The following is a 20,164-nucleotide window of genomic DNA, read 5'->3' on the forward strand; positions in this document are numbered from 1 at the left end:
CCTAGGGGGTCCCCGGAGTCACCATCCCCGACTCGTACGCCACGATGACCAGTTGTGCCCGGTCCCGCGCCCCCAGCTTCCCCATGATCCGGCTGACGTGGGTCTTCGCGGTGAGCGGACTGAGGCCCAGGGCCTCGGCGATCTCGCTGTTGTTCAGGCCGCGCGCGACCAGCGCCAGCACCTCGCGCTCCCGGTCGGAGAGGCACTCGGGACCACCGCCCGGCACCGGCACCGACGGGCTGCGCAGGAACCGCTCGATCAGCCGGGCCGTCGGCCCCGGCGACAGCAGCGCCTCGCCGGCCGCCACCGTGCGGATGGCGTCGAGGAGTTCGGCCGGCCGGGTGTCCTTCACCAGGAACCCGGAGGCGCCCGCGCGCAGCGCCTCGACGATGTTCTCGTCGGTGTCGTAGGTGGTCAGGACCAGCACCCGCACCCCGGCGAGCTCCTCGTCGGCGGCGATGAGCCGGGTCGCCTCGATGCCGTCCAGGTCGGGCATGCGGATGTCCATCACCACCAGGTCGGGCCGCACTTCGCGGGCCGCCCCCACGGCCTCCCGTCCGCTGCCCGCCTCCCCGACGACCTCCATGTCCCGCGCCGACTCGACGAGCATGGCGAACGCGGCCCGCACCAGGGTCTGGTCGTCGGCGAGCAGCACGCGAATGGTCATACGGTTCCCTCCCCCACGGTGAGCGGCAGCGCTGCCGTCACCTCGAAGCCGCCGTCAGGGCGTGGTCCGGCGACGAGTGTGCCACCGACGCTGCGGGCCCGCTCCCGCATGCCGACGAGCCCGAAGCCGGGGGTGCCGCCGGGGGTGGGCCCGGTGCCGTCGTCGGTCACCGACACCCGCAGGGCGCCCGGTTCGTCGTACAGCCTCAGGCGTACGGCGGGTTCGGGTCCCGCGTGCCGGACCGCGTTGGTGAGCGCCTCCTGGACGATCCGGTAGGCGGCGGCGCCGACGGCCGGCGGCGGATCGGTGCGGATGCGCAGGTCCTGTTCGACGCGCGCGCCCGAGAGCCGGGCCGCCGCCACGAGGTCGGGCAGGCCGTCGAGGCCGGGCAGCGGGCCGCGGGTGTCGGACGGGCCGTGTTCGCGCAGTACCTCCAGGGTGGTGCGGAGTTCGCCGCGCGCGGTCCGGCAGGTCTCGGCGATGTCGTCGAGGGACTTGGCGACCGCCTCCCGGTCGAGGCGTTCGGGGTCGGCCGCCAGGACGTGCGCGGCGACGGAGGTCTGGACGCCGATCAGGGTGATGCTGTGGGCGAGCAGGTCGTGCAGGTCGCGGGCGATGCGCAGCCGTTCCTCGGCGACCCGGCGGCGGGCCTCCTCCTCGCGGGTGCGTTCGGCGCGGACGGCGCGCTCGACGATGGAGGCCACGTACTGACGGTAGTAGCGGACGTCGATGCCGCAGAAGAGGACCGCGATGATCCAGCCGGAGATCCGCAGCAGTTCGACGGCCTGATGGGTGCTGACGGTGAGCATGACGCTCGTGGAGACACCGAGGACGATGGCGCCCGTCAGGACCGTCCGCAGGGGGCGGCCGGTGACCGCGACCGTGTAGAGGGCGACGTAGGCGACCGGGGTGGGCGCGAGGTGGTTGTACTCGAGGGCGTGGTACGGCACGATCACCGCCAGCAGCGCGGCCAGTACGAGCATCGGGCGGCGCCGCCGCCACACGATCGGCACATGGGCGGCCAGCAGCAGCGTCCACCCGAGGGCGTCCGGGCGGCGGGCCTCGTCGGTGAACAGCGCGCCGCACACGGCTGCCACCGCCAGCACGACGGCGAGCAGCGCGTCGTTGCGGGTGCCGTGCGGGGCGGTCCGCGGGTCGCGGTTGACCGCCGCCATGATCCGGTCCCCCAGGCGGGGCCTCGTGGTCTCCTGCATGGTGTCATCCTCGGGGCGGAAGGCGCCCTTCCGGGAGGGAAGGGCGCCCAGGAGTGACCTCGTCACACGGGTTCCGGCTGCCGCTCGGTCCGGACCGGCGGCTCGGGCGCCCGGGACAGCCGGCCCGGCCACCACACCTTCCGCCGCAGCGCGACGGCCGCGCTGGTGACGAGGTAGGTCCGCACGAGGAAGGTGTCGAGGAGCACGCCCACCGCGATCACGAAGCCCAGCTCGACGAGTTGGACCAGCGGCATGTTGGTGAGCACCGCGAAGGTGGCCGCGAGGACCAGGCCCGCCGAGGCGATGACCCCACCGGTCGTGCGCAGCGCGGTGAGGGCGGCGGTGACCGGTTCGGCGCCGGCCAGGGACTCCTCGCGCATGCGGTGCATCAGGAAGATGCCGTAGTCGACGCCGAGGGCGACCAGGAACACGAAGGACAGCAGCCCGAGCCCCGGATCGGTGCCCTCGAACCCGAACACCGGCCCGAAGACCAGCCCGCCGATGCCGAGGGCCGCGGCCCACACGGCGACCACGGCCGCCACGAGGAGCAGCGGCGCGACGAGGGACCGCAGCAGGACGATCAGGATGAGCAGCACGGAGACGAGGACGATCGGCACGACGATCGTCCGGTCCCGGGCGTTGGTGTCCTTCAGGTCGAGCTGCTGTGCGCTGGGCCCGCCGACGTAGGAGCCGTCGAGTCCGTCCCGCAGGGCCTTGATGGTCGCGGTCTCCCCCGCGGACTGGGGAGCGTTCCTCGCGGTGACGGAGATCTCGGTCCAGCCGTCTCCGGTACGGCCCTTGCGCGCACTGTCGACGCCCTCGGTACCGCGGGCCGTGGCGAGAGTCGCGTCGGCGCGGTCGGCCGGGGTGATGACGGTGATGGGCTGGGTGCCCCGCTCCGGATAGGCCTCGGCGAGCGTCTCCATGGCGGCGACGGCGTCGGGCCTGCTGGTGAAGGAGTCCTCCTGCTTGATGCTGCCGGGCAGGTTCAGCACGCCCAGCGCGAGCGCCCCGAGCAGCACGGCCCCGCCGGCCAGCACGGTGAGCGGTCGCCGCCCGGCCGAGCTGCCCATCGCGGCGAACAGCGACCGGCGGACCTTGGGGGTGCTGCCGTAGCGCGGCACCAGCGGCCAGAACACCCGGCGGCCGAGCAGCACCAGGACCGCGGGCAGCAGCGTCATCATCGCGGCGAGCGCGACCAGCACGCCGACCGTCCCCAACGGGCCCATTCCGCGGCTGCTGTTGAGGTCGGCGGCGAGCAGGCACAGCAGTCCCGCGGCCACGGTCCCGGAGGAGGCGAGCACGGCGGGCCCGCAACCCTTCAGCGCGGCCGCCATGGCGTCGTACGGCCGCTCGGCGCGCCGTAGCTCCTCGCGGTACCGGGAGACGAGCAGCAGTGCGTAGTCGGTGCCGGCGCCGAACACGAGGATCGTCATGATGCCGCCGCTCTGACCGGTGACGGCGGTCCCGAACCCCTGGTGGAGGCCGTAGGCGACGGCCCGGGCCAGGAACTCCGACATGCCCGCGACCCCGAGCGGCACCAGCCACAGCAGCGGGCTGCGGTAGATGACGATCAGGAGCAGGGCGACCACCGCGGCGGTGGTGTAGAGCAGCGGGCCGCCGAGCGAGTCGTAGACCTCGCCTGCATCGGTGGCGAGGGCTCCTTCCCCGCCGACCTCGACGCCGAGTCCGTGCCCGCCCTTCGCGATGTCCCGCACGTCGTTGACGAGGCGGTCGCGGGCCTTCTCGTCCGTGCCCGGCTCGGTGCTGGCGACGGGATACATCACGGTGGTTCCGTCCTTGGACGGAATGCCCTGCGGCTCGGCGGTGAGCGGGTGCGCGTCCGCGATCCGCCCGATCTGCCCGGCCGCGGTCGCCTTGTCGGCCGCCGTCAGCCCGCCGTCCCGGTGATAGACGACGACCATCTGCGTGGCTTCGCCCCCGGGCAGCCGGTCCTGGATCTTCGCGACCTGCGTCGAGTCCGCGCTCGCCGGCAGATAGTCCACGGCCCGGTCCCGCTGCACGTCCGCGAGCTTCGACGCGAACGGCGACACGGCTGCCAGCACGACGATCCACAACCCCAGCACGAGCCAGGGCACGGCACGTCGTCGCCGTGTGCTCATCTTTGCGGCCCCCATCGACGGGCCTCCCTCCGGTCGGACGTCTGGATCGCTTCCAGACTCCCGGCGCAAGGGCCGGTGTTCGTCGGGCGGGAGGGCGAGTCGGGGGGTACTGCCAGGGGTGGCCCGGGGCGCGGACTACTCCCGGGGGAGTATCAGGACGGCGTCCGGGCCGCGACCAGCAGCCTGGTGACGTCGTCCGCGCAGATCGTCAGGGCCGTGCCCACGGTGGTGAGGACGTCCCGCTCCGCCGGGGTGTAGGGGCCGTCCGCGAGGGCGATGCGGGCGGCCTGGAGGAGGATCGACTCGCGGCCCGCCGGGGCGAGGTGGGGGGCGAGCGGGTCGAGGGCCTCGTGGAGCTCTATGGCGAGGCCGGCTCCGCAGGGGCGGTCGTAGACCCGGCCGGTGTCCTCGGCGAGGGCCTCGACCAGGGCCTCCAGCTGGTCCTCGGTGCAGTCGTCGAAGCCCGCCGCGCGGACCGTGGCGGCCGCGGTCTCCAGGGAGGTGCGCGAGCAGGTGCCGCCCGCCGCCAGGACCGCGAGCGCGACGGTGTGGACGGCGTCGCGGAGCATCGCGGAGAAGCGGGTCGTGGTCGGGTGGTCGAGGACGTCCGTGCCGAAGTGGCGTCGGCAGGCCGCGCATTCCACCACCGGGCCGGTGTCGCCGCGCGGCAGGACCGGGACGCCCAGGAAGACGAGTCGGCGACGGCCCGTCAGTCGCTGGAAGTTGCGGTCGCCCCCGCATCCGGGGCAGAAGAACTCGCCGTCGCCGACGGTCGTCCACGCGGTACGGGTGCCCAGGAAGCGCGCAGGCCTGGCGGCACCGGTTCGTCCCCGTCCTGGCAGCACGTCGCACCTCCGCGTAACGCCGCGGCAACATCGCCGCGCTTGCGTGATGTTAGCCACATGAGCGGGGCGGAGTCAGCCCCCCGGCGAGACCTACCCGTGACCTCCACGCGTCGGTGGCCGATAAACGACGGGGCCTTGATCGCCGTATACAGCGATCAAGGCCCCAAAACCACCGGTCAGAGGGATTATCGAGCGGCTCGGTTGACGGCGGAGACGACCGCCTTCAGCGACGCACGCGTCGTGTTCGCGTCGATGCCGATTCCCCACAGAACCTTGCCGTCGATCGCGCATTCGATGTAGGAGGCGGCCTGCGCGGAGGCGCCCTCGCTCATCGTGTGCTCCTGGTAGTCCAGCAGCCGGGCGTCGATGCCGACCTTGGCCAGTGCGTCGAAGAAGGCCGAGATCGGCCCGTTGCCGCTACCGGTCAGGACCGTGTCCTCGCCGTCGACCGTCGCCTCGACCCGCAGCGTGTCCACACCGTCGGTGTCCGTCGTCGACTGGCCGTTCCTGACCTGGATACGACCCCACGGGTTCTCGGGGTTGGGCAGGTACTCGTCCTGGAAGGTCGCCCAGATGTCGGAGCCGGTGACCTCGCCGCCCTCGGCGTCCGTCTTGGCCTGGATGAGCTTCGAGAACTCGATCTGCATCCGGCGGGGCAGGTCCAGCTTGTGGTCGTTCTTCAGGACGTACGCGATGCCGCCCTTGCCGGACTGCGAGTTGACGCGGATGACCGCCTCGTAGGAGCGGCCGACGTCCTTCGGATCGATCGGCAGGTACGGGACCGCCCACTCGATGTCGTCGACGGTGACGCCCTTCGCGGCCGCGTCGGCCTCCATGGCGTCGAAGCCCTTCTTGATGGCGTCCTGGTGGGAGCCGGAGAAGGACGTGTAGACCAGGTCGCCCACGTACGGGTGGCGCGGGTGGACCTCCATCTGGTTGCAGTACTCCCACACCCGACGGATCTCGTCGATGTCGGAGAAGTCGATCTGCGGGTCGACGCCCTGCGAGAACAGGTTCATGCCCAGGGTGACCAGGTCGACGTTGCCGGTGCGCTCGCCCTGCCCGAACAGACAGCCCTCGACGCGGTCGGCGCCGGCCATCAGCGCCAGCTCGGCGGCGGCGACGGCGGTGCCGCGGTCGTTGTGCGGGTGGATCGAGATGCACACGTACTCGCGGCGGGAGAGGTTGCGGTGCATCCACTCGAAGCGGTCCGCGTGCGTGGAGGGGGTCGAACGCTCCACCGTGGCGGGCAGGTTGAGGATGATCTCGCGACCCGGACCCGGCTGGTAGACGTCCATCACCGCCTCGCAGACCTCCAGTGCGAAGTCCAGCTCGGTGTCGGTGAAGATCTCGGGGCTGTACTGGTAGCCGAACTCGGTCTCGGGGCCCAGCAGCTTCTCCGCGTACTCCATCACCAGACGGGTGCCGTCGACGGCGATCTGCTTGATGTCGTCCTTGGAGCCGCGGAAGACCACGCGGCGGAAGACGGGAGCCGTGGCGTTGTACAGGTGGACGGTCGCGCGCTTGGCGCCCTTCAGCGACTCGACGGTCCGCTCGATCAGGTCCTCGCGGGCCTGGGTCAGTACGGAGATGGTGACGTCGTCGGGGATCGCGCCCGGCTCCTCGACGATCGACCGTACGAAATCGAAGTCCGTCTGCCCGGAGGCCGGGAAACCGACCTCGATCTCCTTGTAGCCCATCTTGACCAGCTGATCGAACATCCGGCGCTTGCGCTCGGGCGACATCGGGTCGATCAGGGCCTGGTTGCCGTCACGCAGGTCGGTGGAGAGCCAGCGGGGGGCGACGGTGATCCGGTTGTTCGGCCAGGTGCGGTCCGGGATGTCGACCTGCTCGTACCGGCCGTACTTGTGGATCGGCATGGTGCTGGGCTGCTGGCGGTTCGCCATGATTGCGGGGCTCCTCAGGATGTCCGGGAAGGACGGCCGACACGCAACGCGAAGCTCCGCGGGGAGGGAGTCGACCTGGACTACAGGCCCTCGCCGCGGCAGCTAAGAAGAAGCAGCCCGAAACGCATGATGCGCAGAATGCTAGCGGAGCCGCTCCCCGGGCGGGGCGCCGTATCAGTATGCGGGACCAGGGAACCGAAAAGGAGAGAAGCGGACAAAAAGTGCGCCATACCACTTCGTCACGGAGCGTGCGCTTCCCTGTCCGCATATTTCACCAATCATGGTTGCGGCTAGTGACACGGTCATGACTCAGTGCAAGGGTGCCGGGCATGACGACTCACGGGGGCTTCGAGCCCGTCTTCTGCACCGTCATTCCGCCGCATGTCCTCGACAAGCTGGCCCGGAACGACGACCCCGCACTCTCCGGTCCCGCCCGGCGCACCCTGATGCGCGACAGCGAGCTGCGCGGCCGCCGCCGCGTGACGACCGAGTTCGGCCTCGCGGCCGCGCCGACGGCGAAGGCACCGTCGGACCAGCCGCTGCGCACCGTCTACGACGCCGGGCACAAGAGCGACCTGCCGGGCAGGAAGGTCCGCGCCGAGGGCTCCGAGCCCGGCCAGGACGCCACCGTCAACCGCGCCTACGCCGGTCTCGGCGCCACCTTCGACCTCTACCTGAAGGCCTACGCGCGCCACTCGATCGACGGCGACGGCCTTCCGCTCGACGCGACCGTCCACTTCGACGAGAACTACAACAACGCCTTCTGGAACGGCGAGCAGATGGTGTTCGGCGACGGTGACGGCGAGATCTTCCTCGACTTCACCATCCCGATCGACGTCATCGGCCACGAACTCACCCACGGCGTCACCCAGTACACGGCGAACCTCACCTACTACGGCCAGCCGGGCGCCCTCAACGAGTCGATGTCCGACGTCTTCGGCTCGCTCATCAAGCAGTACACGCTCGGCCAGACCGCTGCCGAGGCCGACTGGCTGATCGGCGCGGGCCTGCTCGCGCCCAGCGTCTCCGGCAAGGCCCTGCGGTCCATGAAGGAGCCAGGCAGCGCATACGACGACGACGTGCTCGGCAAGGACCCGCAGCCCGCCACCATGGACGACTACGTCCGCACCGGCCGCGACAACGGCGGTGTGCACATCAACTCCGGCATCCCCAACCACGCGTTCTACCTGGTGGCCAACGCACTCGGCGGCCATGCCTGGGAGAAGGCGGGACAGATCTGGTACGACGTCCTGACCGGCGGCGAACTCTCGGACCGGGCCCTGTTCACCGACTTCGCGAAGCTCACGGTCGCAGCGGCGAAGGCCCGCTTCGACGAGGGCGACGAACTCCAGGCCGTGTCCAAGGCCTGGGAGCAGGTCGGGGTGCGGATCCTCTGAGTCCGTACTAGACAGGGACCCATGCGTATTCAGGTGCGGCGCACGGGCGGATTCGCGGGCATCGAGCGGCACAAGGAGGTCGACACCTCCGGGCGGCCCGATGCCCACGAATGGCAGGCCCTGGCCGAGAAGGCTCTCGCCGCCGGCCGGGGCACCCGGCCCGTCGGGGTTCCGGACGGCTTCAGTTACGAGATCACCGTGGACGGCAGGACGGTGTACGCGGCCGATCCCCGGCTGACGGAGGAGCAGCGCCAACTGATCTCGAAGGTGCTCAAAGAGGGCGCGTAACTGCTTGTTCACGCCTGCCCGTTGACTTCCCTACCCGCCGGTACCGATGATCCGGCGCATGGCGACTCAAGAGCATGCGATCCCCCGGTTCCCGGCCGGCTTCCTGTGGGGCGTCTCGACCTCGGCCCATCAGATCGAGGGCGCGGCGGACAAGCGTGAGCGGTCCGTGTGGGACACCTTCACGGCCGAACCGGGACGGGTGAAGGACGGCTCGACGGCGGCGGTGGCCTGCGACCACTACCACCGCTACCGCGAGGACGTCTCCCTGCTGGCCGGCCTGGGCGTGGACGCGTACCGCTTCTCGATCTCCTGGCCGCGGGTGCGCTCCGAGGGCGGCCTCGACTTCTACGACCGTCTCGTGGACGAACTGGCCGGGGCGGGCGTACGTCCGGTCCCGACGCTCTTCCACTGGGACCTGCCGGTGACGCTTCAGGAGGGGGGCGGCTGGCTGGAGCGGGACACGGCGTCCCGGTTCGCCGAGTACGTGTCCCTGGTGGCCGACCGTCTCGGCGACCGCGTCAAGAAGTGGATCACCCTCAACGAGCCCGCCGAACATACCCTGTTCGGCCACGCGCTCGGCGCCCACGCCCCGGGCGAGCAGCTGATGTTCGACGCACTGCCCGCCGCCCACCACCAACTCCTGGGCCACGGCCTGGCCGTCCAGGCACTGCGCGCGTCCGGCGCCACGGACATCGGGATCGCCAACTCGCACGGGCCCACCTGGCCGGCCTCCCAGGAGCAACCGGACCTGGAGGCGGCGGACTTCTACGACCTGCTGCTGAACCGGCTGTTCGCCGACCCGGTCCTGCTGGGTGAATACCCTTCAGGACTGGGTGAGTTGATGCCGGGCGACGTCGCCGCCGACCTCAAGATCATCGGTGAGCCGCTGGACTTCTACGGCGTCAACTACTACGCCCCGACCCGCGTGGGCGCCCCGCAGGGCGAGGACATCGAGTTCGGCGGTCTGACGATCCCCGCCGAACTCCCCTTCTCCGTCCAGGAGATCGAGAACGTTCCGGTGACGGACTTCGGCTGGCCGGTAGTCCCGGAGGGGCTCACCGAACTCCTCACCGCCTTCCATGCGCGCTACGGCGACCGGCTCCCGCCCGTCGTCATCACGGAGAACGGCTGCTCCTACGAGGGTGTCGACGACCAGGACCGCATCGCCTACCTGGACAGCCACATCCGCGCCCTGCACAAGGCGCTCGAGGCAGGCGTGGACGTGCGCGGGTACTTCGTGTGGTCGCTGATGGACAACTTCGAGTGGGCGGAGGGGTACGCACGCCGGTTCGGGCTGGTGCACGTCGATTTCGAGACGCTGGCCAGGACCCCGAAGGCGTCGTACGCCTGGTACCAGGAGCTGCTCCGGGCGCAGAGGTGAGCACGGCTCTCTCGGAGCCCGTCGAGCGCGTCGGCAAGGGCTGGACCGCGTCCCTCTCGCTGGCCAACGTGGCGATCTGGGTGGGTTGGTACGGCCCGCTGCAGATCCTGCTGGCCCGGCAGGCGGAGGACTTCGCGCCCGGCGCCGGGATGTCGAAGGAGACGCTGCTGGCCTGGGTGACCGGCGTGGGCGCGGTGGTGTCGCTGGCGGCGAACCCGTTCTTCGGCGCGCTGTCGGACCGGACCACGGCCCGCCGGGGCCGCCGCAGCCCCTGGATCGTGACCGGCGCGGCGGGCGGCGCGCTGTCGTTGCTGGTGCTCGGCGGGGCGGGCGGGTTGTGGGTCATGACGCTCGGCTGGTGTCTGGTCCAGCTGACCCTGAACGCGGCCTTCGCAGCGGTCACGGCGGCCGTACCGGACCGGGTGCCGCGGTTCCAGCGGGGTGCGGTGGGTGGCTGGATCGGGGCGGCGCAGATCCTGGGCGCGGTCGTCGGCACGGGTCTGGCGACGGCGGCCGGCGGGATCGCGGCGGGCTATTCCGCCTGCGCGGTGTTCACGCTGGCGGGGGTGCTGCCGTACGTGCTCCGCCACCGGGATCTCCGGCTGGCGGCGGCGGACCGCCCCGCCTGGTCGTGGCGGTCGTTCGCGCGCGGCTTCTGGCTGAGCCCCCGCCGCCACCCCGACTTCGCCTGGGCCTGGCTGACCCGCTTCCTGATCAACCTCAGCAACGCGCTGGTGCTTCTCTACCTCCTCTACTACCTGCGGGACCGCCTCCACTACGACGACCCCGAGCAGGGCGTGCTGATCCTGACCGCGGTGGACAGCGTGGCGCTGCTGGCCACGGTGGTGGTGGGCGGCGTCTGGTCGGACCGGGTGGGGCGCCGCAAGCCGTTCGTGCGCTGGTCCGGTGTGCTGATGGCGGTGGCCACGGGAGTGCTCGCGGTGTGGCAGACCTGGTCGAGCGCGATCGTCGTGGCGGCACTGCTCGGGGTGGGCCTCGGGGTGTTCATGTCGGTCGACTTCGCCCTGATGACGGACGTCCTGCCGACGGCTCTGGACCGGGGCAAGGACTTGGGCGTCATCAACGTGGCCAACGCCCTCCCCCAGGTGGCCGCCCCCGCCATCGCCGCACCGATCGTCACGCACCTCGGGGGATACCGGGTCCTGTACGGATTGGCGGCGGTGGTGGGTTTGGCGGGAGCGGTGCTGGTTGGGCGTATAAGGGGCGTTGACTAGGTCTCCTCAGGGGCGCGGGGCTGTATCGATGTGCGGCTCCGCCGCGTAGGCGCGACCAGCCCCCACCGGGCCGCAGACGACAACCGGCCCAGAGCTACAGCGCCCCGGCCTCCCGAGCCGCATACACAGACGGATACAGCGGCCGATACCCCAGCTCCCGCCGAATCCGCTCCGTGGACATGATCACCAGCCACGGATCGGGATCAACCTGCTCGTACAACTCGCCCGGAATCTCGACCCCGTTGAGTTGATGCAACTCGACCGCAGTCACCGGCGCGTCGTCGGCGATGTTGTACATCCGCCCCGAGATCCCCGGTGCATGCAGGATCCGCAACAGCCCCTGGGCGACATCCGCGTGGTGCCCCATGTGCAGCCGCTGGGTCGACGCCCAGTTCTTGGCCCACATCAGGGACTGGGCGAGATGCGGATCCCCCTCGCCGTAGACGAAGGGAAGCCGCCCGACCCGCACGTCGAGCCCCTCCAGCGCGAACAGCTCCCGTTCGGCCTGCGCCTTGGACGCGGGATAGGCACCCCACATGGAACCGCCGGGCCGGCTCTCGTCCTCCTCCGTCACCGGGCGCCCCCGCCCCTCGCCGTACACAAGACCGGTGCTGACCTGCACGAACCGCTGAACGCCGGAGGCCACCGCGGCACGGCCCAGCTCCACGGCCGCGTCCCGGTTGACCGCCCAGGCCTCCTCGTCCGGCACGCCCCGGAAGGCCGCGGCGACGTTCACGACCGCGTCGGCGCCCGCGACGGCCTTGCGGAGGACGTCGGTGTCGCGCAGATCTCCTACGACGACCTCGGCGCCGAGTTCGGCGAAGGGCTCACCGCGGGCCGTGTCCCGCACCAGCACCCGTACCTGCTCCCCTTGCCGGGACTGCGCCAGCAGCCTGGGCACGAAGCGCCGGCCGACCTGTCCCGTCGTACCTGTCACCAAAGTCAGCATGTTGTGCTCCTCTCGTCCGGACCAGCGTGGAACGGCCGCGCGGGCACCGGGAGAGACCTCTTGATCGGGGGATCGGCAGACCCTGGATAAGCCGGACGGGGTGCCGCACGCTTAAGGGGTGAACCGAGCCGAACTCGCCGACTTCCTGCGCCGTGGCCGCGCCCGGCTGAACCCGTCCGACGTGGGTCTGGCGCCGAGCGCCCGGCGCCGCACGCCCGGTCTGCGCCGCGAGGAGGTGGCGCAGCTGGCGGGGATGTCGGTGGATTACTACACGCGACTGGAACAGTCCCGCGGCCCGCGCCCGTCCCGTCAGATGCTGACCGCGCTGGCCCGGGCGCTGCGCCTGACCGACGTGGAGCAGGACCATCTGTTCCACCTGACCGGCGAGGAGCCCCCGCGCCGCGAGACGGCGTCGGCGCACGTCCGCCCAGGGCTGCTGTTGATCCTGGACCGGCTGCACGACACCCCGGCGCAGGTGGTGAACGACTGTGGCGAGGTGCTGGCGCAGAACGCGATGGCCAGGGCCCTGGTGGGCGACGCGATGTCCCGCCCGCGCCGCGACCGCAACCTGGTCCGGCGCTTCTTCCTGGACCCGACCGCGCGCACGCTCTTCCCCGAGGAGGACCTCGCGGACCACGCGCGCACCCAGGTCGCCACCCTGCGCGCGGTGGCCGCGGCCCGCCCCGACGATCCGGAACCGACCGCGCTGGTGGCCGAACTCCGCGCGGCCAGCGAGGAGTTCGCCCGCCTGTGGGACGAACACGAGGTGTCCCAGCGCAACAAGGCGACGAAACGCTTCGTCCACCCCGTGGTCGGCCTACTGGAACTCGACTGCGAAGTCATGGTCAGCCACGAACACCACCACCTCCTGGTGGTCCACACGGCCCGCCCCGGGACGGAGGCGTACGAACGACTCCAACTGCTGAGGGTGGTGGGCGTGCAGGACCTGTCCCCGCAGGCGGCGACCCCCTAGAACCCCAGCTTCCGCAACTGCCGAGGATCCCGCTGCCAGTCCTTCGCCACCTTGACATGGAGGTCCAGGCTGCATCGACATGCGGCTACCGCCGCGCGGCCGGCGTACCCAGCAGCGCCTCGACGCCGACCCCCCTCAAAGCGCCGACGCAACCCCCACCCACCCCGCTCAGAACCCCAGCTTCCGCAACTGCCGAGGATCCCGCTGCCAGTCCTTCGCCACCTTGACATGGAGGTCCAGGAAGACCGGTGTGCCGAGGAGGGCCTCGATCTGCTTGCGTGACTTGATGCCGACCTCCTTCAGGCGCTTGCCCTTGGGGCCGATGATGATGCCCTTCTGGCTGGGGCGCTCGATGTAGACGAAGGCGTGGATGTCGAGGAGGGGCTTGTCGGCGGGGCGGTCCTCGCGGGGGAGCATCTCCTCGACGACCACCGCGATGGAGTGCGGGAGCTCGTCGCGGACGCCCTCCAGCGCGGCCTCGCGGATCAGTTCTGCGATCATGACCTGCTCGGGCTCGTCGGTGAGATCGCCCTCGGGGTAGAGCGCCGGGCCCTCGGGAAGCATCGGGATCAGCAGGTCCGCCAGCAGGTCGACCTGCTTGTTCGCGGTCGCCGACACCGGGACGATCTCCGCCCACTCGATGCCCAGCTCCTTGCCGAGCTGGTCGACGGCGATCAGCTGCTCGGCCAGGGTCTTGGAGTCGACCAGGTCCGTCTTCGTGATGATCGCGACCTTCGGGGACTTCTTGATCCCCGCCAGTTCCTTCGCGATGAAACGGTCCCCGGGCCCGAGCTTCTCGTTCGCCGGCAGACAGAAGCCGATCACGTCGACCTCGGCCCAGGTCGTCCGCACCACGTCGTTGAGCCGCTCCCCCAGCAGCGTGCGCGGCTTGTGCAGTCCGGGGGTGTCGACCAGGATCAGCTGGGCCTCGGGCCGGTGCACGATCCCGCGTACCGTGTGCCGCGTGGTCTGCGGCTGGTTCGCGGTGATCGCCACCTTCTGGCCGACCAGAGCGTTCGTAAGGGTGGACTTGCCCGCGTTGGGGCGGCCCACGAAGCAGGCGAAGCCGGCGCGGTGGGGTGCCTCCGAAGATGCCGGCGGCTCGGATGACTGACTGCGAACGCTCATGCGCCCCATTCTCCCTGATCCACAGAGCCCCGCCGCACAGGCGCCCGCACACCGGCCCGACCGTGAGCTTCCGGAAACCCCAGCGCAATGAAACACGTCGGAAACACCCCCGTGCGCAACCGGAAACGCACGCCGGTGACCCTCTGACGAGCCCCCACCTCGTTGGAGACCCCATGTCCCTCGCCGCACAAGGCATCGACACCGGTGACACCGCCTGGCTGCTCGCCGCCACCGCCCTCGTCCTGCTGATGACCCCGGGCCTCGCCCTGTTCTACGGCGGCATGGTCCGCACGAAGAGCGTCCTCAACATGCTGATGATGAGCTTCGTGTCGATCGCCCTGGTCACGGTCGTGTGGCTGGCCGCCGGCTACTCCCTCGCCTTCGGCGACGACACGTTCGGCGGCCTGATCGGCGACCTGAAGCACGCCGGCATGAGCGGCCTCGGCCCCGACAGCGTCCACGGCACCGTCCCCACCCTCCTCTTCGCCACCTTCCAGCTCACCTTCGCGATCATCACGGCCGCACTGATCAGCGGCGCGATCGCGGACCGCGCGAAGTTCGGGGCCTGGCTGGTGTTCGTCCCGGTCTGGGCACTGCTCGTATACGTTCCCGTCGCCCACTGGGTGTGGGGCCCGGGCGGTTGGGTCCTGAACAAGCTCGGCGCCCTGGACTTCGCGGGCGGTCTGCCCGTCGAAATCACCTCCGGTGCCTCCGGTCTCGCCCTCGCGCTCGTCCTCGGCCCGCGTCTCGGCTTCAAGAAGGACGCGATGCGGCCGCACAACCTCCCCATGGTCGTCCTGGGCGCGGGCCTGCTCTGGTTCGGCTGGTTCGGCTTCAACGCGGGCTCGGCCCTCGGCGCCAACGGCCTCGCGGCCGCGGCCTTCCTCAACACCCTCGCCGCCGGCTGCACCGGCCTGCTCGGCTGGCTCTTCGTCGAGCAGAAACGCGACGGCCACCCCACCACCCTGGGCGCGGCCTCCGGCGCGGTCGCGGGCCTGGTCGCGATCACCCCGTCCTGCGGCTCGGTCTCCCTCCTCGGCGCACTCGTCGTCGGCCTCGCCGCCGGTGTCGTCTGCTCGTACGCGGTGGGCTGGAAGTTCAAGCTCAACTACGACGACTCGCTCGACGTGGTCGGCGTCCACCTGGTCGGCGGAGTCATCGGCACGCTCCTGATCGGCGTGTTCGCCGTGAAGGAGATGACCGGCGGCACGGAGGGACTGCTGTACGGCGGCGGGCTCGCCCAGCTCGGCAAGCAGCTGGTGGCCGTGGTCGCCGTGGGGGCGTACGCCTTCCTGGTGACGTACGGCATCGGGAAGCTGATCGACAAGGTGCTGGGCTTCCGGGCCGACGAGGAGCACGAGCACACCGGCCTGGACCTTACGGTGCACGCCGAGACCGCATACGATCACGGCGTCCTGGGCCACGGTGCCCCGGTCGGCGCGTCCTCCGTGATCCCCTCCGCCCCCTCCGATCAGAAAGCCAAGACCCAGGCATGAAGCTCATCACCGCGATCATCAAGCCGTACCGCCTCGACGAGGTCAAGACCGCACTCCAGGAGATCGGCGTCCACGGCCTGACCGCGACGGAGGCCAGCGGCTACGGCCGTCAGCGCGGCCACACCGAGGTGTACCGCGGCGCCGAGTACCAGGTCGACCTGGTCCCCAAGGTCCGCATCGAGGTCGTCGTCGACGACGCCGACGCGGACCCGGTGATCGACGCGATCGTCAAGGCCGCCCGGACGGGCAAGATCGGTGACGGCAAGGTGTGGGCGCTGCCGGTGGAGACGGTCGTACGGGTGCGGACGGGCGAGCGCGGGCCGGACGCGCTCTGAGGGAGGCGCCGTGAGCGGGTGGTACGTGCTCGTCGAGAAGAACGAGGGGTGGAGCGACAGCAACGGGCTCCTCAAGGACAAGGTTCATGTGGAGGGCGGCAGGGAGCAGGCTCTCGCGCGCGCCGAGGAGCTGAGCCTCTCCTACCCGAAGGGTCTCTGGCGCGCCGAGGAGTACGGCCACCTCGTGTTCCGGACCTCCGAGACGAGCAGGCTGCTGGAGCTCACCAGGGAGTCGTGGCCCTCGGACCGGGACGAGCCCTACACCCGCACCGAGTACGCCCGCCTGACCGTCGCCGAGCTCGTCACCTCGAAGGATCCCCCTCCCGCGCAACCCCCCGCGTCGAAGAGGGGCGTCCTGCGCCGCGCCCTGGGCCGTGACTAGACGATCCGCGGCCGCGCCCGACGTGCCCTGACGAACAGCACGGTCCCCACGGCGGCCGCCGCCCCCAGCACCACCACGACCAGCCACGGCAACGCGAAGAAGGACGCGCTCGCCGACTCCCGCGTGTCCTTCGCGCTCGCCGTCAGCTTCACGTCGCCCCAGTCGAGTTGCGGCGGACCCTGCCACGGCTCACTGAGCCGGACCCGCTGCCCGGGCAGCAACTCCCCCGGGATCCTGGCGAGTTCGCGGGCGAGCAATGTACGCCCGAACAACCCCGTGGCCCGCAGCTCCACCTTCGGGTTCAGGGTGACGTTGCCCGTGTTGCGCAGGGTGTACGAGATCGTCGCACCGCTGTCCCCCAACCCCGGTACCAGCGGCTGGTGATGGCTGACGCGGACGTCCTCGACGGCGATCGCCGGCACGGCCGGTCCGCCCACCCGCAGATAGATCCTCGCGGCGACGGCCCGCTGCACACCGAGCGCCACCGCGCCGTCGCCCTTGTCGATCCGCTCGTCCAGCGCCACCAACGCGCCGGGATGGTCGCCCGGTTCGGCTCCCTCGGGCACCGACAGCGTGAACGGAACGGTGACCTTGCCGTGCGCGGGGACGGTCACCCGGGACTTCGCGGGCTTCGCCCAGACCCCCACCCCGCGCTGCTTCTCCGCGACCGTCCGCACGGCGAAACCGCCGTCGCGGGCGGTGTTGTAGGCGTCGGCGGCGTAGAGCCGGAAGGTCAGCGGCCGACCGGTCTTGTTGCTGACGACCACCTTGTCGTCGATGCTCTGCCCGGGGTCGGCGGAGAGATAGAAGTAGGGCCGCGCGGCGATCTGCGAGGCGGCGGGATACACGGACCAGCTGCCGTTGTCGGCGCCGTACGCGGGCGCGGCGGCCGTGACCAGGAACAGGCTCAGGAGAAGGACGTACAGCTTGCGCATGGGTGCGGACCCCCAAGAGGCGGACGGGCGGGTGCGGGCGCCCGTACGGTCAGCTGAGCGTGAGGGTGAGAACGCCGGAGTACGTGCCGGGAGGCGTGAACGCCGGTACGTTCAGGGAGAGTCCGGCGTCCACGGTGAACTCACCGCCGGTGAGCGTGCCGTTGGGCGTGGACGCGAGCGTCGCTCCCGAGGATCCGACCGTGCCGGCGGAACCGACCTGGCAGGTGCTCGGGCTGCCCGCCTTGGTGGCGCAGGCGGGACTCCAGCTCAGCGCACCGGCGTCGATCTTGGCGCCGGGTCCGGTGAAGTCGGTGACCTTGCCGGTGAGGGACCAGCCGGCGGGTCCGCCGCGGAAGTCCTGGACGGTCACCTTGTTCAGGTCACCGGTCGAGGCCCCGCCCTTGCCGTAGTCCACCGCCGAGAGGCTGACGGCGTCCCCGGCCTGGGACATGGACAGCGTGCCTGCCTTCACCGTGGTGGTGACCTTCTGGCTGCCGGCCGGGACGGGAGTGTCATCGATGACGACGTACGTCTTCGGCCCCGCCCCCTTGGCGTCGCTGAACACGCTGCCCTCGTACGCCACGACACCGGTCGTCGTCTTGTCGTTGACGACGAGCGAGCCGCTGAACGCGCCCGAGGGGTCTGCCGTCGCGGTGGCGGTGTCCGCGGTCTGGGCGGCTCCGGACCGCCCGGCCAGGGTGACCGTCGCGCCCGGGGTGAACTTGCTGCCGGTGACGGTGACGCTGTCACCGGGCTTCCCGGAGGCCGAACCCAGCGCGATGTCCCGCTCGTTGACGGGGTTCGTGTCCGTCGCGGTGACCGTCTCGGAGACCGGGGCGGGCGGGGTGATCACCGTGCAGGGCGTGTCCAGTTCGAGGATGTAGCTGGTGTGGATGTTGTAATCGCCGGGCGAGAGGGTGATTGCGCCGGGTGAGGTGACCTTGAAGGTGCCGGTCATCGAGAACGACGGGAAGGCGCCGTTGCCCGGCACCGGGTCGTTCTTCTTCGGTCCGGCGACCGTCACGGCACCGGTCTGGGCCCCGCCGAGGGTGACCTTGCCGGTCGGCGTCATGATGTCGGCCGGCAGCGCGATGGCCGTGGGGTTGCTGGCGGCCGGCTTGACCACCGTGTAGGTCACGGTGACGGTGTCGCCCACCTTGGGGCTGGTGTTGTCCACGGCGATGGCGGCCGTCGTGGTGCCGTCGATCGGCGGAATGCCCGCGACCGCGGGCGGGATGCAGTGCGTGGCGAAGTCCACGTTCGTGGCGGCACCGGCCGGACAGGCCAGTGTGCCGCCCGCGGTGACCGCGAGCGCGGTCGCCCCGAGAAAGGACGCCAGACGGCGTCTTCGAGTCGTCGAACCCATGGATGTGCCCCCTCCGGAAGCTCCTGAAGTCCTGTGCCGACAGGGGGCATTGATGTGTGGATCGCGTGAGAAGTCAATGGAGTTGCCGCAGAAACCTGATGGCCTGTCAGTTTCTGCGGCAACCACGGGACTTGCCGGGAGGATCAGTCGAACACGAAGGGTCCTGGCGACTGCGGGCCGGTCGCCGTGCAGGTGACGGTGATCCCGAAGACGACGATCTGGAGTGAACCGCCGTACGACTCCAGGCTGTCGCCGGACGCCACGGTGCCGTTGAGCGGGCCGACGGTGACCGGATCGCCGGCCGCGATGGCGGGGTTCTCCGTGCCGGTGAAGGTGGTGGTGCCGCCGTTCGCGTTCACGAAGGTGAGGGTCGAGGCGATCGAGTCCTCGTCGAGCGCGAGCGGTGCGTTGATCGCCGAGGTGACGGTGACGGTGGCGGCGGTGCCGTCCTGGGTGGCGGTGAGGGTGGCCTCGCCGCTGCCGTAGAGGCCACAGTCCGCGTCGATGGTCGCGGTGTCCGGGGTGACGGCCAGGGCGGTGGGTGCGAACGCGAGTCCGAGGGCCGCGAGCGTGCCGACGGCCAGTGCCGCACCAGTGCCTGTGCGCTTGCCTTTCATGGAATCCGGTTCCCTTCCCGTGGTGGGGACTGCCATGTGGGGATGGACGGGGGGTGCGTCCCGACGGACGGCCGGGCTTCACGGGCGTGGTGCGGGACGCCGCGCGAGCTGAATCTGACGGTCCGTCGGAATCTCCGGTTCCATTGATGCGCGTGGGACGGGGAACGGCAAGCCGGAATTCCGGCCAAGTGTTACCGGGGGTATCAGCCTGCGGTCACGGTGCTCCGCACGGTGCCGTCGACCCCTGCCACCAGCACCGGAGTCTGTGGCCCGCCCAGGTCCCGGACGGCGGCCCGGTCCTCGTCGGAGGCCGATTCGGCGTCCGTCACCACGGCCGCCGCCTCCAGGGACTTCGCCCCCGACGCCACGGCCATCGCCACCGCCGTCTGCAAAGCACTCAACCGCAACGAGGGAAGAGCCACCGTCCCCGCGACATACGTCCGCCCGGTGTCGTCCCGTACGGCCGCCCCCTCGGGCACCCCGTTACGAGCCCGCGCCGAACGAGCCAGGGTGACGATCTTGCGGTCCTCGGGGTCAAGCGCGCTGTTGTCGGTCATGACAGGAGCATACGAAGCGCTCCCACCCGAACCAGGCCACGGGGTACGCCCCACCATCCCCGGGTCACCGCCAGCCACGGACTACACCCACCAACCCCGGGTCACCGCCAGCCACGGACTACACCCACCAACCCCAGATCACCACCAGCCACGGACTACACCCACCAAACACCGGGTGCCCGGCTGCCACGGCTTCTCCCTACGGCCAGGTCACCGCCTGCCAGCCACGGGTCCGCCACCCACGGCCGGATCACCCCACCTGCCCAGCGTTCACCACCCACGGCCGGAGCACCCCTTGCCGGCCACGGTCCGCCACCCACGACCGGATCACCCCACTGCCCAGCGTCCGCCACCCACGACCGGGAACGC

19 protein-coding genes are annotated in these 20,164 nt (G+C 70.8%); 8 read left to right on the forward strand and 11 right to left on the reverse strand.

From position 1 onward, the window contains the following. Window position 1: 1 nt before the first annotated feature. From QF027_RS16660 to leuA, 5 genes are all read right to left on the reverse strand, one after another. On the reverse strand, window positions 2–667 hold the full coding sequence (locus QF027_RS16660; protein ID WP_306981466.1) for a response regulator transcription factor: 666 nt from the start codon (window positions 665–667) through the stop codon (window positions 2–4). After that, a complete protein-coding gene (locus QF027_RS16665) occupies window positions 664–1,881 on the reverse strand; it encodes a sensor histidine kinase (RefSeq protein WP_307075393.1) in 1,218 nt (405 codons plus the stop codon). The genes QF027_RS16660 and QF027_RS16665 overlap by 4 nt, the downstream gene beginning before the upstream one ends. A gap of 62 nt (window positions 1,882–1,943) precedes the next feature. Next, entirely contained in the window at window positions 1,944–4,019 is a 2,076-nt protein-coding gene (locus QF027_RS16670) for an MMPL family transporter (protein WP_307075395.1), read from the reverse strand. A 137-nt stretch (window positions 4,020–4,156) separates the two neighbouring features. Then, window positions 4,157–4,849: a TerB family tellurite resistance protein gene (locus tag QF027_RS16675; protein WP_307075397.1), complete on the reverse strand. Its 693-nt coding sequence runs from the start codon at window positions 4,847–4,849 to the stop codon at window positions 4,157–4,159. Window positions 4,850–5,034: 185 nt separating this feature from the next. Continuing rightward, window positions 5,035–6,756, reverse strand: coding sequence for a 2-isopropylmalate synthase (leuA, locus tag QF027_RS16680; protein WP_307075399.1), 1,722 nt, complete (start codon window positions 6,754–6,756; stop codon window positions 5,035–5,037). A gap of 329 nt (window positions 6,757–7,085) precedes the next feature. Between leuA and QF027_RS16685 the strand changes: the two genes are divergently transcribed. From QF027_RS16685 to QF027_RS16700, 4 genes are read left to right on the forward strand one after another with little or no spacing between them, the layout of a single operon-like run. Further along, complete coding sequence (locus tag QF027_RS16685; protein WP_307075402.1) at window positions 7,086–8,153, forward strand: M4 family metallopeptidase; 1,068 nt, start codon at window positions 7,086–7,088, stop codon at window positions 8,151–8,153. A 21-nt stretch (window positions 8,154–8,174) separates the two neighbouring features. Beyond that, entirely contained in the window at window positions 8,175–8,441 is a 267-nt protein-coding gene (locus QF027_RS16690; RefSeq protein ID WP_306981453.1) for a protealysin inhibitor emfourin, read from the forward strand. Between the two features lie 58 nt (window positions 8,442–8,499). Further along, window positions 8,500–9,822, forward strand: coding sequence for a GH1 family beta-glucosidase (locus QF027_RS16695; protein WP_307075404.1), 1,323 nt, complete (start codon window positions 8,500–8,502; stop codon window positions 9,820–9,822). Then, window positions 9,819–11,057: an MFS transporter gene (locus QF027_RS16700; protein WP_307075406.1), complete on the forward strand. Its 1,239-nt coding sequence runs from the start codon at window positions 9,819–9,821 to the stop codon at window positions 11,055–11,057. The genes QF027_RS16695 and QF027_RS16700 overlap by 4 nt, the downstream gene beginning before the upstream one ends. A gap of 94 nt (window positions 11,058–11,151) precedes the next feature. Here QF027_RS16700 and QF027_RS16705 read toward each other — a convergent pair whose 3' ends face one another. Continuing rightward, entirely contained in the window at window positions 11,152–12,006 is an 855-nt protein-coding gene (locus QF027_RS16705) for an NAD-dependent epimerase/dehydratase family protein (RefSeq protein WP_307075408.1), read from the reverse strand. A 118-nt stretch (window positions 12,007–12,124) separates the two neighbouring features. On the opposite strand from QF027_RS16705, the gene QF027_RS16710 reads away from it, so the two are divergent. After that, on the forward strand, window positions 12,125–12,979 hold the full coding sequence (locus QF027_RS16710) for a helix-turn-helix transcriptional regulator (protein ID WP_307075410.1): 855 nt from the start codon (window positions 12,125–12,127) through the stop codon (window positions 12,977–12,979). 168 nt (window positions 12,980–13,147) lie between these two features. On the opposite strand, the gene era is transcribed toward QF027_RS16710, so the two are convergent. Further along, window positions 13,148–14,107 carry a GTPase Era gene (gene era / locus QF027_RS16715; RefSeq protein WP_057615799.1) on the reverse strand — a complete coding sequence of 320 codons (960 nt, stop codon included), beginning with the start codon at window positions 14,105–14,107 and terminating at the stop codon, window positions 13,148–13,150. A 173-nt stretch (window positions 14,108–14,280) separates the two neighbouring features. Here era and QF027_RS16720 point away from each other — a divergent pair, with 173 nt between their 5' ends. Genes QF027_RS16720 through QF027_RS16730 form a run of 3 tightly spaced genes read left to right on the forward strand, consistent with a single transcriptional unit; the run spans window position 14,281 to window position 16,320 of the window. After that, the gene (locus QF027_RS16720; protein WP_306981442.1) at window positions 14,281–15,603 is read left to right on the forward strand and encodes an ammonium transporter; all 1,323 of its coding nucleotides are present in this window, start codon (window positions 14,281–14,283) and stop codon (window positions 15,601–15,603) included. Continuing rightward, window positions 15,600–15,938, forward strand: a complete 339-nt coding sequence (locus QF027_RS16725) for a P-II family nitrogen regulator (protein ID WP_307075413.1) — start codon at window positions 15,600–15,602, stop codon at window positions 15,936–15,938. Before QF027_RS16720 ends, QF027_RS16725 begins: the two co-directional genes overlap by 4 nt. 10 nt (window positions 15,939–15,948) lie before the next feature. Continuing rightward, entirely contained in the window at window positions 15,949–16,320 is a 372-nt protein-coding gene (locus QF027_RS16730; RefSeq protein WP_307075415.1) for a hypothetical protein, read from the forward strand. Here the strand turns inward: QF027_RS16730 and QF027_RS16735 are convergent. The 4 genes from QF027_RS16735 to QF027_RS16750 all read right to left on the reverse strand — a co-directional run bounded on the left by QF027_RS16735 (window position 16,317) and on the right by QF027_RS16750 (window position 19,795). Next, window positions 16,317–17,255, reverse strand: coding sequence for a WxL protein peptidoglycan domain-containing protein (locus tag QF027_RS16735; protein ID WP_307075417.1), 939 nt, complete (start codon window positions 17,253–17,255; stop codon window positions 16,317–16,319). The two genes, QF027_RS16730 and QF027_RS16735, sit on opposite strands and share 4 nt — an antisense overlap. A 49-nt stretch (window positions 17,256–17,304) precedes the next feature. Then, window positions 17,305–18,621, reverse strand: coding sequence for a beta-xylosidase (locus QF027_RS16740; protein WP_307075419.1), 1,317 nt, complete (start codon window positions 18,619–18,621; stop codon window positions 17,305–17,307). Between the two features lie 143 nt (window positions 18,622–18,764). Then, window positions 18,765–19,238 (reverse strand): hypothetical protein, encoded by a 474-nt coding sequence (locus tag QF027_RS16745; RefSeq protein WP_306981431.1) that lies wholly within the window; start codon window positions 19,236–19,238, stop codon window positions 18,765–18,767. Window positions 19,239–19,441: 203 nt separating this feature from the next. Then, entirely contained in the window at window positions 19,442–19,795 is a 354-nt protein-coding gene (locus tag QF027_RS16750) for a hypothetical protein (protein ID WP_059205404.1), read from the reverse strand. Window positions 19,796–20,164: the final 369 nt, after the last annotated feature.

The sequence above is a fragment of the Streptomyces canus genome, assembly GCF_030816965.1.
Lineage (GTDB): Bacteria > Actinomycetota > Actinomycetes > Streptomycetales > Streptomycetaceae > Streptomyces > Streptomyces canus_E.

Coding starts and splice junctions, on each gene's coding strand:
- QF027_RS16660 (WP_306981466.1), bottom strand. CDS start 667: ATGACCATTCGCGTGCTGCTCGCCGACGACCAGACCCTGGTGCGGGCC.
- QF027_RS16665 (WP_307075393.1), bottom strand. CDS start 1,881: ATGCAGGAGACCACGAGGCCCCGCCTGGGGGACCGGATCATGGCGGCG.
- QF027_RS16670 (WP_307075395.1), bottom strand. CDS start 4,019: ATGGGGGCCGCAAAGATGAGCACACGGCGACGACGTGCCGTGCCCTGG.
- leuA (WP_307075399.1), bottom strand. CDS start 6,756: ATGGCGAACCGCCAGCAGCCCAGCACCATGCCGATCCACAAGTACGGC.
- QF027_RS16685 (WP_307075402.1), top strand. CDS start 7,086: ATGACGACTCACGGGGGCTTCGAGCCCGTCTTCTGCACCGTCATTCCG.
- QF027_RS16690 (WP_306981453.1), top strand. CDS start 8,175: ATGCGTATTCAGGTGCGGCGCACGGGCGGATTCGCGGGCATCGAGCGG.
- QF027_RS16695 (WP_307075404.1), top strand. CDS start 8,500: ATGGCGACTCAAGAGCATGCGATCCCCCGGTTCCCGGCCGGCTTCCTG.
- QF027_RS16705 (WP_307075408.1), bottom strand. CDS start 12,006: ATGCTGACTTTGGTGACAGGTACGACGGGACAGGTCGGCCGGCGCTTC.
- era (WP_057615799.1), bottom strand. CDS start 14,107: ATGAGCGTTCGCAGTCAGTCATCCGAGCCGCCGGCATCTTCGGAGGCA.
- QF027_RS16720 (WP_306981442.1), top strand. CDS start 14,281: ATGTCCCTCGCCGCACAAGGCATCGACACCGGTGACACCGCCTGGCTG.
- QF027_RS16725 (WP_307075413.1), top strand. CDS start 15,600: ATGAAGCTCATCACCGCGATCATCAAGCCGTACCGCCTCGACGAGGTC.
- QF027_RS16735 (WP_307075417.1), bottom strand. CDS start 17,255: ATGCGCAAGCTGTACGTCCTTCTCCTGAGCCTGTTCCTGGTCACGGCC.
- QF027_RS16740 (WP_307075419.1), bottom strand. CDS start 18,621: ATGGGTTCGACGACTCGAAGACGCCGTCTGGCGTCCTTTCTCGGGGCG.
- QF027_RS16745 (WP_306981431.1), bottom strand. CDS start 19,238: ATGAAAGGCAAGCGCACAGGCACTGGTGCGGCACTGGCCGTCGGCACG.
- QF027_RS16750 (WP_059205404.1), bottom strand. CDS start 19,795: ATGACCGACAACAGCGCGCTTGACCCCGAGGACCGCAAGATCGTCACC.